We start from the raw sequence: 14,996 nt of genomic DNA on the forward strand, positions 1-14,996 counted from the left end.
TCCACCGGCCCGTCCCAGCGCGAAAGAGCAATCCGAGCTTGCTGGGGAGATCAAGTTCTCGTATCAAATGTCCATCAGCCAGCCCGCTGAGATTTTAACAATTTAACGGAAAGAAAAATTTCCCCAACTGATGTCCTGCAATGGCTCCACGCAAAAAGCGCTGAAGTCCGTATCGCTGGCCTCGTCGGTGTAGTTCATTACTCCAGCGTGGTAGTCGTAAACAAAGTCGCCGTTGTTCCAAGTTCCGTGGAGAGTGAGACCCGGACTGATTCCGTTCAAAGTTGCCGTCAGATTCTGTCCTTGAGCATTCACTGTCGCAAACGCGACGGAGGCGGCGACCGCGCCAATCAATAGTTTCGTGGTATTCATGGGGGGGGCGGAGAAGTAGCAAGCCGCCCCCGTGCGATCAAGAAATCTGAAAGATCAAAATCACCCGGCCCTCGACATCGAAACAAGCATCTGATTTCCAATGATTTACGACTGAATCATGTTTAGGTGACCGGGACTTGCAATGCTTCCAAGAAATCAATGATTCTTAACCAGAATGTCAGACTCGCACGCAGGTCAATGAGGAGATCCGGGCATCGCTGATGAATGGGCGGTGGGCAATGGGCAAAGCGCGCGGGTTTTTCCTGGACTGGAAAAACCGGCTGGCTGGCTCCGGAGGGGGAGGTCCCGGAGCCCACCAGCCTGATTTTACTGTCATTTGTCACGGCAGCGAAATAGTCATACCCCGTCTTTGCGATCCGGCCCATTACGTGATCGCGGGCGTTTCCACTGCTTTCCATGTCCGCCAAAAACTTCCACGTCCGCCAAGCCGCCGTCTCCGCTCTCCGCGCCTGGGCGAAGGGCCATGATTACGCCGAAACTTTGATCGAGCGCCACGCCCAGCGCCGGAAACTTTCCTCTGCGGACCGCGGGCTGCTCCAGGCGATTCTCTTCGGCGTGCTCCGCCACCGCCGCTTGCTGGACCACTGGATCAGCAAACTCCGCGATGGCAAGGTGGATGCGGAAACCCGCGACATCCTGCGCGTCGGGCTCTGCCAGTTACTCATTCTCAATCTCCCCGACCACGCCGCCGTCAATGAAACCGTCGAAGCCGGCAAAGCCAGCGTCCGCAGCCTGATCAACGCCGTGCTGCGCCGCGCCACGGTCGCCCGCAAGCCGCTGCTCGACGAGGTTTCCGAGCTGCCGCAGCCGGTCGCCCACTCGCACCCTGACTGGCTTTACAACCGCTGGCGCGCGGCGTTCGGAACCCGCAACGCGATTTCCCTGATGGAGTGGGACAACCTGCCCGCGGTGAATTACTTCCGCGTCAACCCGCTCGTCCCCGCGCCGGAATCCCTGCCGGGAACGCCGGTGGAAAACGCGCCGGGCTTCTATCAAATCGACGGTTCGCTGCCCGGTGCCTTGCTCGCGTCCGGGGCCGTTTACATCCAGGACCCCGCCACCCGCCACTCGGTCGAGCTGCTCGATCCGAAACCCGGCGAGCGCATTCTCGACGCCTGCGCCGCGCCCGGCGGCAAGGCCTTCCTCATCGCCGCCGCGCTCGGTTCCGCCGAGGGACTGGTCTGCACCGACTCCAACGAAAAACGCCTGCCGCGGCTTGAGGAAAACCTCGGACGCCTCCACGCCGGCAAGGCCACCATCGCCGTCCACGACTGGACCCGGCCCGCTCCGGAAAAATGGCATCACAGCTTCGACGGCATCCTGCTCGACGTCCCCTGCTCGAACACCGGCGTGATTCGCCGCCGCGTCGATGTCCGCTGGCGCCTGCAAGCGCCCGACATCGAACGCATCGCCATCACCCAGCGCAAGATCCTCGAAAACGCCGTCGCCTGCCTCAAGCCCGGCGGCCGCATCGTCTATTCCACCTGCTCGATCGAGCGCGACGAAAACCTCGGCCTGGTCGAGGCGTTCCTCGCCGACCATCCGGAGTTGGAACTCCGCGCCACCCGCGATGCCCTGCCCTTCCGCGACCATACCGACGGAGCATTCGCCGCGCGGATCGAGTGGAAATCCCCAGTTCCCGCTGGCGAGGCCTGAACCAAGTGACTAGAAAAATCCCATGAAATCCTGCCTCGGCATCCTGTTGGTTTTCTTCACCTTCGTCGCAGTCGTCGGCGGCGGGGCGTTCATCTGGTATCTGAGCAGCACCGCGGAGTTCTCTCGCAAGACCGCGACGCCGCCCGCCGCGCCCAAAGCCTCCGCCGTGATTCCCAAAGCGCGGCCGGTCCGCTAGACCTAGCGGCCGCCGGCTCAGGCGAAATAGGTGTCCTCGTGCGAATACGGCGGCGCGCAGCAGCAGAGAAACTGCAAAGTCTCGATGGCCCGGATCCGGTGCCAGGCTCCGGGCGGGATCAAAATCGCATCGCCGGGCGCGACCTCGCGCTCGACGCCGTCGATTTCCATCAGGCCGCGGCCAGCGGTGAGATAGTAGAATTCCTCGCTCACCCGGTGGTAATGCCGCTCGATTTCCGCGCCCGCGGGCAGGCTGGCTTCGGCAAGGCTCTGGTTACGGACCGGCGCGTTGGAAAGATCCAGCAGGCTGCGGATCGTCGAGCCGTCCTTGGTGGTGAAAGGCGCTTGCTGCTCGCGGTTGCGGATTTCCATGCGCCGAGGAAATCACCGAACCCGCCGGAGATCAACTGGACATGCGCGGCGCATCTTTCATGCTCCCGCTCATGCCTTCCGTCCCTGTCGATCTCGCCGAACGCGCCTACACGGTTATCGTCGAACCGGGCCTGCTCGCCCAAGCCGGTGAAACCCTCACAAGCGCCGGAATCACGGGCCTGCGCGCCGCGATCGTCAGCGATGAGACGGTCGCCCGTTTCCACGCCGGTGCCCTGATGGCATCGTTGGAAGCCGCCGGATTCCGCCCGACGCTGCACACGGTCGCGGCGGGCGAGGCGTCGAAATCGATGACCCATGCGGAAACCCTCTGCCGCGAAATGATCCGCGCCGGTCACGACCGGAAATCGATGGTCGTTGCCCTCGGCGGCGGTGTGGTCGGCGATCTGGCGGGCTTCGTGGCCGCGATTTTCTTCCGGGGCATTCCCTTCGTGCAAATTCCCACCACCATCGTCGCGCAGGTCGATTCCTCGGTCGGCGGCAAGACCGGCGTCAACGTGGGTGAGGGGAAAAACCTGTTAGGAGCCTTTCATCAGCCCCGCCTGGTCCTCATCGATCCTGAAACCCTGCGCACATTGCCCGACCGCGAATTCCGCGAAGGCTTCGCCGAGGCGATCAAACACGCCGCCATCCGCGACTCCGCGATGCTGGACGACCTCGCCGCCTTCGCCCCCTCCGGTCGCGACGTCCCGGCGGATCTCATCGCCCGCAACATCGCCATCAAGGCCCGCGTCGTGGAGGCCGACGAACACGAGACCAAGGACATCCGCGCGTTGTTGAACTTCGGCCACACCATCGGCCACGGCATCGAGGCGGCGGTGCCTTACGGCGAGATGCTGCACGGCGAGGCGATTGCCCTCGGCATCCGTGCCGCCTTGTTTCTATCCGAGCGCCACGCCGGACTTTCGCCGGACGACAGCGAGAAGGTCATCGCCCTGTTGGACCACTATCACCTGCCGCTGGTGCTCCCGAAACACATCACCACCGACAAGGTGATGGAAAAGCTCGCGCGCGACAAAAAGTTCTCCGCCGGAGCCATCCGCTTCGTCGTGCTCGACGCCCTCGGCAGCGCGAAGGTCATCAACACCGTCACCGCCGACGACCTGCGCGAGGCGATCGAAATGCTGCGCTCGTCGCTGCGGCCGGATCAGTTTGAGTAAATCAACGTTTTCTTCCGATCCACACGACCGGGCAGATCGGACTGGAATCCGCCAGCGGATTCTCCTCCGTTACAAACGAGTCTTCGCACTGCGATTCCAGGCGTTCAGAGAGCATCGACCGGACTACCAGATAGCCGCCGACAGCCAACACCCGTCCGGCATCCTCCACCAGCCGATTCCAGGCATCCGCCTCCATCACATCGGAAAGATTGCTCACTGAAATCAAGCCCATCGAGTCATCAGCGGAATCGCAGAGAACCCGCGCGATATCCGCGACTTTCAATTCGATCCTGCCGGTTTCATCCTGCCGGTTTCACCCCGCCATCTTTCAATCCCCCGCTTGCTCCAGACTTCCGGCGCTTCAGGACTGAAGCGATTTCCCAACAGCACCTGCAGCAAGGGATTGATTGCGGCGTCCGGCTTTCTCATCGCCCGCTCAAGCCGTCGCCGGATCAGGCGGATCGCGTCACGGTCCAATCTAGCACCCGCCCGCGCCCCATGGACGAGGGCGACCACCCGTGGAAGAAATCCCTCGAACAAATCTGCCAGAAAGACCCGAATCCGCCCTGGCCGCATCTTCGGCCAGCCGAAAAGCCACGCGAGAAACGGCCCGCCCCAACGGAACAAGCGGTCCACCCTCCCGCCAAAACACAGGGCCGTGAGATTCGCCGGACATTGCATTTTCAACCTCACCAGCTCGACCTGGGCGGGGTTGGAATCCACCGCCGTGACCGTCACTTTCGCCCCGGCCAAGGCGAATGCCAGATCGCCGCCGGACGCGATTACCAAAGCCCGCTTCAGCGGCAGGCGGTCCACGAGCGACAACTCCAACGAGTGATCCTCGTGCATGTGGCCGAAAACCACGCGGTCACTCACGGCTTTCATGATTCGCAAGCCCCAAGATCGTTAGAGCGAAAACCAGGTTCATGGTGAGCATCCCGCCGATGTCCGGAATCTTGTCGCCGGCGAACAGGATGCCCGCCGCATTCATCGCCACCAGCATCCCGATTTGCATCCATGCGAAAAGCCGTTGCCGCCATCTCGCGAGAATGGAAATCGCAAACCACGTTTCAAGTCCGCCAATCATCCCAAGCGCCAGTCGCGGCGGCAGGAACGATGGCGCCGACGCCACGATTTCAAGGTGCCGCGCGTCCACCGCAACGATCTTGTGCCACAACCCTTGATAGAGCCAAACCAGCGCAACCGCCACGCGCAGCAAGCACCACCAGTTCATGGATCGCCAGCATGCCGAACACCACGTCCTGTGAGGCATCTGCCAGCGGCCAGCGAACAAAAATGGCAGCGATGGTTCCCGCGGTTGGTGGAAACAATTTCCTCGCCCGCCGGATCGAAGCTTCCGTCATGATCGCGGGATCATAGTGATCCAGCACCCGCCATCCGGCCTGCGGGAACTTCTGTTTCAACATCGCCGACGCCTCGTCAAATCCGGAATGACATATCGCCATTTCATCAAGCCGGACATTTCCCAACGCGCGATCCAACCACGACCACCGATAGAGATCCGATCGATCGTAGACCCAATGTGAAACGCCAAGTGACCCGATCAGGAAATAAACACATCCCGCGACTGCCAGACCTCCCGTCACCGGGAAATAGCCGATCACTGCCAGCGCCATCAACAGCACCACGCCCGCCGCCGCATAGAAGGGCCAGTTGAAGCGGGCAATCGCCAGCATTCAGTCCCATTTCCCGCGCTCACTCATCGCGTTCCCTCCCCGGCGTGATCAAACGTCCTTTCTCCCAGCGATACGGCACGCCATCGACCCGGAAGGCATTGGCCAGAACGGGCGTCACGCCACGGAACGGAGCCTCGTCGAAGAGCCCCACCTTCCAATCGAGAATCCTCACCGGTCGCGGCGTCCATTCCGTTCGTTTGCCTTCGATGACGACAAAACGACCGTCGCCCTCCGCATCAAAAGTAAACGGCATCGGCCCGGCGAAATTTCTAGCAGACCGTAGATCCGCGAACGGCGATCCTGCGGGCGGGGCATCGGGTTCGTCCGTCAGGTCAAACGATAGATCCAAGGTTTCCCGACCATCCGGCAGCCACGTCCTGACCCGCGAATCGGAGGCTTCGAGCTTCACCCGCCGGTAGTTGTAGTGCGTCAGCAAATTTCCGGAGAGCACCATCCGCGCCTTGTCGGTCTCGCTGCGGAGAATTTTCAACCCTCGCATGCGCCGCCCTTTTTCATCCCGCAGGCGGGTGAAGATCCGGTAGCCCGCGAGGAAAAAATCCTGTCCCGGAAATTCCGGAAACACCGCGGGTCGCAGCCCCTTGGTCCACACCAGCGCCACGGTCACGAATCCAAATCCGTCGTGACTATCAATCTCCAACGGTTCCGGCACCAGCGGCCACAACACCTCCTCGGGAAACGCGAAGGAGACCGCCACCACCCGCTCAAACCAGGCGACCACTGGAAACGGATGGCGTTTTAACAAGTGAATCACGTGGGTAGGATGTCCCCTTGCCGGAAGCTCGGCAAGCCAGTCGTTGATCACTGCGGAATTTCAAACCGACCTTTTCAACAAGAGCATTGAACAGTCCCGGCCAAAATGATCGTTTACCTCTCATGAAGCACAAGCCCACCACCTCCCGCAGACGGTTCATCGCAGCAGTCGCCATGGCCGCGAGCTGGCCGCTCGTCTCCCACGCCGCCACGCCCGCCACTCCGAAAAAGCTCGTCCTGATCGCCGGCAAGCCCAGCCACGGCCCCGGCCTGCACGAGTTCCACGCCGGCTGCCTGCTGCTCCAGAAATGCCTCGCCGCCACCCCGGGCCTCGAAGTTTCCGTCCATCCGAACCACTGGGTCACTGACGAAAGTGTGCTGGAAACCGCCGACGCCGTGGTGATCTACGCCGACGGCGGAAACGGCCATCCGGTCCTCGCCGTCCCTGGCCGGAAGGAAAAAATCCAGAAACTCGTCGATCGCGGCGGCAGCGTGATGATGATGCATTACGCAGTCGAGTGCGCGAGCCAAGCCAAGGACGAGGGCGCGTCTGGCGATGTCTTCCGCGACTGGATCGGCGGAGCTTACGAAACCAATTTCTCCTGCAATCCCATCTGGGACGCCGACTACGAAAAATACCCCGAACACCCGATCTGCCGTGGTCTGAAACCTTTCAAGATCAAGGACGAATGGTATTTTTCCATCCGCTTCAGCAAGGAAATGGCGGGCGTGAAATCCCTGCTTGTCGCCACACCCAGCGACGAAACCCGCGACGGCCCCTACGTCCATCCGAAGGGTCCCTACCCGCACATCCAGGCGAAAAAAGGCGAAGAGGAAACCATGATGTGGTGCGTCGAGCGTCCCGACGGTGGCCGCGGTGTCGGCTTCACCGGCGGCCATTTCCACGCGAACTGGGCCAACGACGAGTTCCGCAAGATCGCCCTCAACGCGATGCTCTGGATTTGCAAAATGGACGTGCCCGTCAACGGCGTGCAATCCGCCGTCACCGAGGAGGACATGCAGGCGAACCTCGACGACAAAAAGAAGAAATAATCCCACCTGAAACCGGTCCGGAGTTCATGGTTTACCGTGCTCTTCCGAAGACAACCTGAAGGCTGAACTCCGGGCGGCTTTCACCAGAAATGATAGAAACGCGGCCCCGGCAATGACCGGCAAGAGTGAGGCGGATGGATCTTCGAGCGCCTTCAGCGTCGCCCCGCTCACCACACACCAGAGCAGCGGGACCGGCAAAAGCAGCAGGAGCCAGAGCGGGCGCGCGATGATTAGAAGAATCCCAACAGCCGCGCAGACCGTGGGATCGGGAGCCAGCGCGAAGTATTCCGCACCCGCCAGTTTGCGGCCGGAAACCAGCGCCATGAACGGATAGAAGGCCACCCCGAAAACCGCCAGAGCCATCCCGATCCAAGCGGTGACATCGAGCTGCGGCCGCGAGTCGAAGCGGCTGATGGAACCCCACACCAGCAGGAGAGTTCCCTGCGCGATAAACGCCCAACCGAAGACCCGCCCGACCGGAGTGAGTTCCGCATACAGCTGGAAATGAAAGGTGACGGCGGCGGTCGCCATCGCGGCGGCGAGGATCACCGCCACCGCACGCCCTTTCCCTAACACGGCGAGGACAATGACCGCGACTCCCAGCGCGAGGAACGCGGGCTGGAGCGGCCAGAACGCCTCGAACTGCCGTTCGAACAACCGGAAATACGATGCAGGCAGGAACGGAATGAAGTTTCCGACCGAGTAGGTGCTGAGGTCGTCGATCACAGTTTTTCGACGTATTGGATCATGCGCTGGCGGGTCTCCGCATCGGGCACGCGCCCGCGTCCGGCAGCCATGTTTTCGGCGAGGTGCGCGAGCTTGCTGGTCGCGGGGATGGCGCAGGTGACAGCGGGATGGGAGACCACGAATTTGAGGAGGAATTCCGCCCAAGTCTTGCAATCGAATTCCGCCACCCACTCCGGCAGAGGCGCCTGTTTCTTCATAAGCTCACCACCGTCGAGCGGGCGGTTGGCGATGACGGCGATTCCCTTGTCGGCGGCGAGCGGCAGCAGGCGTTCCTCGACTTCGCGATGGCTGATGTTATAAGTGAGCTGGATGAAATCGAGGTTGCCGGCCTTCATGATTTTTTCCATGTCCTCGTGCCGCCGGCCGTGGGAAGTGGTGATGCCGACGTAGCGGACCAGGCCCTCCTTCTTCATTTCCCGCAGCGTGGCGAGGTGCGGTTCCCAGGCGACGAGATTGTGGACCTGCATCAGGTCGAAGGTCTTGACGCCCCACAACGCGGCGGATTCCTTGGTCTGCTCGCGGGTTTTGGATCCGTCCTCGGTGAAGATCTTTTCGGCGGAAAAGAGCGTTTTCGGAATCCCGGTTTTCTTGAGCGCGTGGCCGATCACCTCGCGGGCGGAGCCATACATCGGCGAGCAGTCGAGCATGCCGCCGCCGGCGTCGAAAAACGCCTTGAGGACTGCGGTGCAGCCGTCCCGCAGGACCGGGTCGCTGCCGACATTGAAGGTGCGCCAGGTGCCCATGCCGATGACCGGCAGGGCCTCGCCGCTGGACGGGATCTTCCTGGTGACAGCCTGCTTTTCCCGACCGAAAACGGATGATGGCGATAGGGTCAGGGCGGTGATTCCCGTGCCCACGAGTTTCAAGGCGTTTCTGCGGGTGATGCTTTGAGTATTCATAACTTCGATTAGGTTGTTGATGGGGTTTTCCGAGAGCCGAACGTGAAGGTGCCTAGCAGGAGAACAAAAAAAGTGAGAACGAAGATCTTGTTGATGAACCAGTTGGTTCTCCAGATCGACCACTCGTGATCGGGGCTGGAGAGAAATCGATGAAACAGCGTTACGATGATGATGATCTCAACCACCGACATGACGATGGCCAGAGTGCGGGTGTAGGACGGCTGGCGCAGCAGCGCCCAACCCATCCAGAGGTGCGCCACCGGCCACAGATCCCAGAAAATGTGGGCCGTGAGCGGCTCACCGCGGGCCGCCGAGAAACCGATGGGGAACAGGTATTTGATGACGATCGTCCATGCCACGAGGATGAACAGGAAATGGGCGAGAAAGACAATCCAGCCCCCCGCTCCGGTGCGGGCGGTGAGGCGATCGATGGCCGGAGTCGAGTTCATCATTTGAAATCGCACACTGGCCGAGATTGCGGCTTGAGTCAAACTCCCGATGACGGGAATGCCCGCGGACACTAACTGCATCATTCGGCGATCCTTACTCGCGCAGGTCGAGCCCGCCCATCAGTCAGGTTGTTTCACGATGCTGACCGTCTCGCCGTCGGCGAACTTGGTGCGCATGAGGTCGCCGGGCTTGAGCGTGGCGGCGGAGTTGACGATTTTCCCGTCCGCCCCGAGGGTGATCGAGAAACCCCGCTGGAAGGCGGACTCCGGTCCGAGCGTGCGCAGCAGGCCGCGCAGGCGGGCGAGTCGCTCCGCGCGTTGGTCGAGGCTGTTACGGCCGGCGCGCTCGAAGCGCTCCCGCAGGCGGGCCACCGTTTCCAGGCGCCGCTCCAGCACGCGCGCCGGATGACAGGCGCGGTGGCGGGCGTGGGCGTCGTACACGCGCCGGGCGAGCGACTCTAACGATGCGCGCGCCGCTTGGGAAAGCTGGCCGCGCGCGGAGTCCAGTCGCATGACCGACTCGCGAAGGAGCTTCTCGCCATCGCGCTGGAGCACGCCGCGTTTCAGGGCGTCCACCGCGAGTTGCGAGCGCGTCAGCCGCTCGCGGGTGACCCGCGCCATCCGCCGGCGGATCTGCGCCAGCCGGGCTAACAATTCTGCGCCATCCGCCACGGCCAGCTCGGCGGCGGCGCTCGGCGTGGGGGCCCGCAGGTCAGCGACGAAATCCGCGATGGTGAAATCGATCTCATGCCCGACGGCGGAGATGATCGGGATCGGGCAGGCGGCGATGGCGCGTGCCACGACCTCCTCGTTGAAATTCCACAAATCCTCGATGGAGCCGCCGCCGCGACCGACGATCAACACATCGCAGCGCGGATAGCCGAATTTCTCCGGTTCGCCCATCTTCGCGATGGCCTGGGCGATCTCCATCTCCGCTCCCCTGCCCTGCACCCGCACCGGGAAAAGCACCGGCTGCACCCACGGCGCGCGGCGCGTCAGCACGTTGAGAATATCCTGCAGCGCAGCGCCGGTGCCGGAAGTGATCAGGCCGATGGTCCGGGGAAACGGCGGGATCGCCTGCTTGCGGTCCGCGTCAAAAAGCCCCTCGGCATGCAGCTTGCGTTTCAGCGCTTCGAACTTCGCCTGCAAGTCGCCGGTGCCCGCGCGCTCGGCTTTCTGGACGATGATCTGAAGCTGCCCCCGCGCCTCATAAACACTCGCCTCGGCGAAAACCCGCACCTTCGCCCCGTCCTCCAGCGCGTCCGCACCCTCGCGCTTTCTTGCGCCGAACATCGCGCACGAGATCTGCGCGCCCTCGTCCTTCAGCGAGAAATACCAATGCCCGCTGCCCTGCTTGCGCAAATTGGAAACCTCGCCCTCCACCCACGTCTCGCCGATCTGCACTTCCAACAGATTCTTCATCCGCCGCAGCAACTGCGTCACGGAAAGCGCCTTTTCCTCCGAGGTCTTGGGTTTCGAAAACAAATCCACGCCGCAATCTGGCAAGTGCTGGAATTTTTTCGAGCGGTAAAATCCATGGACCTCCATCCGGGTCACCCGCGCGAGAGTCCGAAGCGCCACAGCCAGACGAACGTCAGCAGGATCGCCGCAAGGCCGACGTGGAGCACCTGCACCCATGAGTAAATATGGACCTGCGCCATCACCACGCCTAGGACCATCTGCGCGAGCACGATTCCCAAAACCACCCGCTCGACCCTACCCGTGCCACCGATCCGGTGGCGCTTAGCCAGCACGAAGGCGAGCAAGGCACCGACGAGCACCACCCAGGAAAAGCTCCGGTGGAACAAATACTTCCACGAGCTTTCGAGCTCCGTCGTCCATGTGGACCTCGGCGCGTTGACGTGCAACTTCGCCAGCTCGTCGGTCATCTCCCGCACTTGCGCGCCGGTAACCCCCTCCGCGACAATCACGACTAACAACAGAGTCACCGCCATGCGGAGTTTCGCCAGCGGCGCGGCCTCCATCCGGATCCGCCACGGCGTGTCGGTGCCCCGCCAAGCGCAGTAGGCCAGCGTGCCTAGCAGCCCCATCGCCAGCGCGAGATGGGTCGTTAGCACTCCCGGGCTCAGCCCGCTGTAAACCACCCGCGCGCCCATCCAGGCGTTGATCAGCACCACCACCAGCGAGGTGAACGCCATCCAGAACACCAGCGGCCGCTTCTCGCGCTGCCAGAAGGCGGCGATGAACGTGGCCAGCGAGAAGAAGCCCACCGGCAGGCTCGTCATCCGGTTGAGAAACTCCGTCCACACATGCCGCGGATTGAACTCCCGCCGCAGGCTTTCCTCCGTGATCGTCGCCGGATCGCGGCCCATCCGCTCCGCCTTCTGTTGGAACCGCTTGACCGGCAGTTTCGAGAAATCCACATCCTCCACCTTCGTCGGCGGGATCAGGCAACCCCAGCAGGTCGGCCAGTCCGGGCAGCCCATCCCCGCCCCGGTCACCCGCACGATCGCGCCCACAAACATCAAGACCAGCACGGAAACCAAGGCCCCGGTGGCCAGTTTTTGAAAGCGCGTCATCCCCATGCGCCGACCATGCGCGGGCAGCCCCGGATTTCCAGCGCAAATCCCGGACGGGCTTGTTTCACTCCGCCCCGCTGCATTCCCGCCCACGAAAAAGGCCGCCCGGAGTGATCCGGACGGCCTCGCAACCGAAAACTCAACAAAAAAGCATCAGAAATTGTAGCGGAGACCAATTTCAAGGAGGCAGTCGTTATTCTCTACCAGCGAATCAACGTTCTGCGGGTCGATGCCGTAGTTGACGCTGAAGTCTGGGTCGGCGAAATAAATCCAGCGGGCGCCGCCGTAGATTTCAAAGGAGGGATTCACCTTGTAGATCAGGCCGGCGAACACCTGTCCGGTGAAAACCCAGGTGCTGTCGGAATCGTCGCCGAACGGGTCCTGGGAGTTGGCGTCGAGGCTGATGTAGGCCGCGCCGATCCCGGCGCCGATGTAGCTGCTCAGGTTGCCGGAGATAGCGCGCTCCAGCTTGACGTTGAACGTCACCGGGATGATATCGACATCGACGTCGATGTCGTAAAAGTTGTTACTGAAAGGGCGATACGGGTCATAGAACGACTCGTCCGTCGAGGTGTAGCCGACCTCGCCGAACATCGAAACGTCCCAGCCTGAAAACTTCCAGCAGCTGTTGGTCGCGCCGAGATGGATGTTATACATCGGCTCCTCCAAATTGGTCAGGTATCCGACAGAACCGCCTGCGAACCAGTTAAGGAGGCAGGGATTGGGTGCCGGGGCGGGGGCTGGCTCTCCTGCAAACGCCGGGAGGGTCAAGATCAATGGAAGTAATAGAACTTGTTTCATTTGTTTCATAGCGATCTGAACCTAATGAATCCAATCGCCCGCTGTCAAGAAGTGGATTCCATTTTTTTTCGTGAAATTTCAGAGGCGATTCACCACTGCGGAACGCGGGTAATATTCGATAGGGAGGCGCTTCGACATTCCCAAACCTCGGGAGCGACTCAGAATTTCGAGAACCAGTCACTGGCGGACCCGCTCCGGATCAGGGCCATGAAGCCCCTCCAACAGGCACTGCCTGGACGGGCGAGCGGCGTATAGCAGACATTCGGTTTATCGCCAAGCCGAAAATTCATCAGGAAATCTATTGACGAAACCGCCTCCTTCCTGAGAGAGATACACAACGGTTTTTCACGAGAGTGGATTCCCGACGGATTAGATGCTGACCCCAGCCTACCCCCAAGAAAAACCAACCATACCAATAAAATAGCCAACATCATGAAACCAAACATCAAGCAAATCAGCCTGTTCGCAATCGCCTCCTCGGCCCTTGTCACCGCGGGTGCCGCTGTGGCAGTGCCGATCCAAGGCTCCGAGCAGACACTCACCCTCCAACTCGCCACTCATCAAACAGTGGATGGAACCTATCTGAAAGACGATGACGGAAAAACCATCAGCCCGAAAGAGTCCACGGATGAGAACGAGTGGTCCAAAGGCGACGTTGATTACTACGAATACGTCACTAAAATCGAGACCCAGAAATACGGCGTCAAGCAGGTTCTTGAAGCACTTGATGAGGCGGGAGTCATCGACGGCATTGCCGGCTGGTCCATCAAGCAGATTGAACGGGTTGGTCTCGATAATAGCGACAGCGAGCTCTTCCTCGTGAAGAAAGATACCCCCCCGATTCCGATCGGCGAATATCTCTGGGTTGATGATTTTGCCAACGCTTGGGCAACAAACTACAAAGAGACTACAGACAATTCGAAGGAAACCGAAACGATCAAGGGCTCTGAAAATTGGATCGACAGCGTGACCGTGGAATTGGATCCCGACGACAGCGACTACCCTAGCTTTCAGCTCACCGGCTTGGCGACCGGTTCGGCCACGGTGAAAAAAGTCGATGGCATATACGCTTGGTATCACAACGGTGAAACCATCAAAGTGGTTGGCGCGTCACAATTCCCTGACGAAGAGAACGATCGGCCTACCGAGGGCACGATGAAACTCTCCGCAGCAAAACCACTCGCTGATGTTTCTGCTTATTTTCCCCCAGTAGTGGATTGACTCTTATCACGAGTCCCTGGAGCGCTTCGGTAACGTTGTGCTTTTAAGTCAGACTCATCCATCCTGAACATAACCATGCCCGGGTCTCCACGATCCGGGCATGGTTTTTATCAACCATTAAGAATGAAAAATCGATTTTCTTGGATCCTTGGGGGCTCCTGCCTTTTGCTGGTCGCCATCGTGCTTATTTTTCGCAACGCCACAGAGCCCCTGCATGAAAACTCCGGCAAGTCTCCATCAGCCTTGAAAGCGATAAGGCCGGCCGCGCCGACGAGGAGTCCGCTTCCAACAACCCGCCCAGAGCCGGAAAAAAATGAAGTCCTGATAGAGCCGCCTGCCACCCAAGAGACCATTCTCGGTCAAATCGAAGATGCCTCGGTCACCTACGACGCCAAGGCCCTGCCTCTGATTGAGCCCTATTTGCTCAACCCTGATCCGGTGGTCCGAGAGGCTGCCAAAAATGGCATGATCAATCTTGGGGACGCCGCCGCAGGGCCTCTCCTGCGCGAAGCCTCTCGTCATGCATACACGCCGCAAGAGGCGGTGGCCTTGTCCGAGGCGGCGGATTATGTCGAACTTCCCCCGGCATCCGTGCGTCTCACCAAGGGCTCCAAGCAAGCACCCAGTGGAACGGTGGCTCCTTCCATGAAGCGGCGCAAGCCAGGTCATCAAGGCACGAAAAATCCGGACCCGCCGGTCGTGCCAGCCACCGAATGAGCCACTGCGGCGATGGTGCCGGACTTCCAGCGCCGATCCTAGCCTGCCGCCGCCCTTTAAACCCAGCCTCCCGGCTCATTTGAAAGATTCCGGGGGCGGAGTCTTGGCGGCGGTTTTCAACCGCCATGCCCAACTTCGCCAAAAAACCGATTGAACCGGTAATCCATAAAAATCTCCGCATGATGAGGGGGAAATTTTTCTTTCCGTTAAATTGTTAAAATCTCAGCGGGCTGGCTGATGGACATTTGATACGAGAACTTGATCTCCCCAGCAAGCTCGGATTGCTCTTTCGCGCTGGGACGGGCCGGTG

19 protein-coding genes are annotated in these 14,996 nt (G+C 60.9%); 6 read left to right on the forward strand and 13 right to left on the reverse strand.

Features of this window, described 5'->3' with window-relative positions; all coding sequences use genetic code 11:
• Positions 1-102: 102 nt before the first annotated feature.
• On the reverse strand, positions 103-369 hold the full coding sequence (locus AC4DF4_RS14410; protein WP_490048807.1) for a hypothetical protein: 267 nt from the start codon (positions 367-369) through the stop codon (positions 103-105).
• Positions 370-786: 417 nt separating this feature from the next.
• Between AC4DF4_RS14410 and AC4DF4_RS14415 the strand changes: the two genes are divergently transcribed.
• Positions 787-2,046 carry an RsmB/NOP family class I SAM-dependent RNA methyltransferase gene (locus AC4DF4_RS14415; protein ID WP_490048808.1) on the forward strand — a complete coding sequence of 420 codons (1,260 nt, stop codon included), beginning with the start codon at positions 787-789 and terminating at the stop codon, positions 2,044-2,046.
• 22 nt (positions 2,047-2,068) lie between these two features.
• Complete coding sequence (locus AC4DF4_RS14420) at positions 2,069-2,242, forward strand: hypothetical protein (RefSeq protein WP_490048809.1); 174 nt, start codon at positions 2,069-2,071, stop codon at positions 2,240-2,242.
• Between the two features lie 17 nt (positions 2,243-2,259).
• On the opposite strand, the gene AC4DF4_RS14425 is transcribed toward AC4DF4_RS14420, so the two are convergent.
• Positions 2,260-2,613 (reverse strand): cupin domain-containing protein, encoded by a 354-nt coding sequence (locus AC4DF4_RS14425; protein WP_490048810.1) that lies wholly within the window; start codon positions 2,611-2,613, stop codon positions 2,260-2,262.
• 71 nt (positions 2,614-2,684) lie between these two features.
• Between AC4DF4_RS14425 and aroB the strand changes: the two genes are divergently transcribed.
• Complete coding sequence (gene aroB / locus AC4DF4_RS14430; RefSeq protein ID WP_490048811.1) at positions 2,685-3,791, forward strand: 3-dehydroquinate synthase; 1,107 nt, start codon at positions 2,685-2,687, stop codon at positions 3,789-3,791.
• Between the two features lies 1 nt (position 3,792).
• On the opposite strand, the gene AC4DF4_RS14435 is transcribed toward aroB, so the two are convergent.
• Genes AC4DF4_RS14435 through AC4DF4_RS14455 form a run of 5 tightly spaced genes read right to left on the reverse strand, consistent with a single transcriptional unit; the run spans position 3,793 to position 6,260 of the window.
• Positions 3,793-4,074, reverse strand: coding sequence for a hypothetical protein (locus tag AC4DF4_RS14435; RefSeq protein WP_490048812.1), 282 nt, complete (start codon positions 4,072-4,074; stop codon positions 3,793-3,795).
• Positions 4,071-4,676 (reverse strand): DUF3419 family protein, encoded by a 606-nt coding sequence (locus AC4DF4_RS14440; RefSeq protein ID WP_490048813.1) that lies wholly within the window; start codon positions 4,674-4,676, stop codon positions 4,071-4,073. Before AC4DF4_RS14440 ends, AC4DF4_RS14435 begins: the two co-directional genes overlap by 4 nt.
• Positions 4,660-5,025 carry a DoxX-like family protein gene (locus AC4DF4_RS14445; protein ID WP_490048814.1) on the reverse strand — a complete coding sequence of 122 codons (366 nt, stop codon included), beginning with the start codon at positions 5,023-5,025 and terminating at the stop codon, positions 4,660-4,662. The genes AC4DF4_RS14440 and AC4DF4_RS14445 overlap by 17 nt, the downstream gene beginning before the upstream one ends.
• Positions 4,928-5,488: a hypothetical protein gene (locus AC4DF4_RS14450; RefSeq protein ID WP_490048815.1), complete on the reverse strand. Its 561-nt coding sequence runs from the start codon at positions 5,486-5,488 to the stop codon at positions 4,928-4,930. Before AC4DF4_RS14450 ends, AC4DF4_RS14445 begins: the two co-directional genes overlap by 98 nt.
• A gap of 19 nt (positions 5,489-5,507) precedes the next feature.
• Positions 5,508-6,260 carry a DUF2071 domain-containing protein gene (locus tag AC4DF4_RS14455; RefSeq protein ID WP_490048816.1) on the reverse strand — a complete coding sequence of 251 codons (753 nt, stop codon included), beginning with the start codon at positions 6,258-6,260 and terminating at the stop codon, positions 5,508-5,510.
• Positions 6,261-6,382: 122 nt separating this feature from the next.
• On the opposite strand from AC4DF4_RS14455, the gene AC4DF4_RS14460 reads away from it, so the two are divergent.
• Positions 6,383-7,312: a ThuA domain-containing protein gene (locus tag AC4DF4_RS14460; RefSeq protein WP_490048817.1), complete on the forward strand. Its 930-nt coding sequence runs from the start codon at positions 6,383-6,385 to the stop codon at positions 7,310-7,312.
• A 24-nt stretch (positions 7,313-7,336) separates the two neighbouring features.
• Here the strand turns inward: AC4DF4_RS14460 and AC4DF4_RS14465 are convergent, their stop codons facing one another.
• The 6 genes from AC4DF4_RS14465 to AC4DF4_RS14490 all read right to left on the reverse strand — a co-directional run bounded on the left by AC4DF4_RS14465 (position 7,337) and on the right by AC4DF4_RS14490 (position 12,724).
• Positions 7,337-8,038 (reverse strand): DUF6064 family protein, encoded by a 702-nt coding sequence (locus AC4DF4_RS14465; RefSeq protein WP_490048818.1) that lies wholly within the window; start codon positions 8,036-8,038, stop codon positions 7,337-7,339.
• Entirely contained in the window at positions 8,035-8,958 is a 924-nt protein-coding gene (locus AC4DF4_RS14470; protein WP_490048819.1) for an aldo/keto reductase, read from the reverse strand. Before AC4DF4_RS14470 ends, AC4DF4_RS14465 begins: the two co-directional genes overlap by 4 nt.
• Before the next feature lie 8 nt (positions 8,959-8,966).
• Positions 8,967-9,407, reverse strand: a complete 441-nt coding sequence (locus AC4DF4_RS14475) for a hypothetical protein (RefSeq protein ID WP_490048820.1) — start codon at positions 9,405-9,407, stop codon at positions 8,967-8,969.
• Positions 9,408-9,527: 120 nt separating this feature from the next.
• Positions 9,528-10,988, reverse strand: coding sequence for an exodeoxyribonuclease VII large subunit (gene xseA / locus AC4DF4_RS14480; RefSeq protein ID WP_490048821.1), 1,461 nt, complete (start codon positions 10,986-10,988; stop codon positions 9,528-9,530).
• Positions 10,961-11,947 (reverse strand): COX15/CtaA family protein, encoded by a 987-nt coding sequence (locus tag AC4DF4_RS14485; RefSeq protein WP_490048822.1) that lies wholly within the window; start codon positions 11,945-11,947, stop codon positions 10,961-10,963. The genes xseA and AC4DF4_RS14485 overlap by 28 nt, the downstream gene beginning before the upstream one ends.
• A 153-nt stretch (positions 11,948-12,100) precedes the next feature.
• Positions 12,101-12,724 (reverse strand): outer membrane protein, encoded by a 624-nt coding sequence (locus AC4DF4_RS14490; RefSeq protein WP_490048823.1) that lies wholly within the window; start codon positions 12,722-12,724, stop codon positions 12,101-12,103.
• Positions 12,725-13,180: 456 nt separating this feature from the next.
• On the opposite strand from AC4DF4_RS14490, the gene AC4DF4_RS14495 reads away from it, so the two are divergent.
• Entirely contained in the window at positions 13,181-13,969 is a 789-nt protein-coding gene (locus AC4DF4_RS14495; RefSeq protein WP_490048824.1) for a hypothetical protein, read from the forward strand.
• 123 nt (positions 13,970-14,092) lie between these two features.
• Positions 14,093-14,686 (forward strand): hypothetical protein, encoded by a 594-nt coding sequence (locus AC4DF4_RS14500; RefSeq protein ID WP_490048825.1) that lies wholly within the window; start codon positions 14,093-14,095, stop codon positions 14,684-14,686.
• The last annotated feature ends 310 nt before the right edge of the window (positions 14,687-14,996 follow it).

The sequence above is a fragment of the Luteolibacter sp. genome, assembly GCF_058122085.1.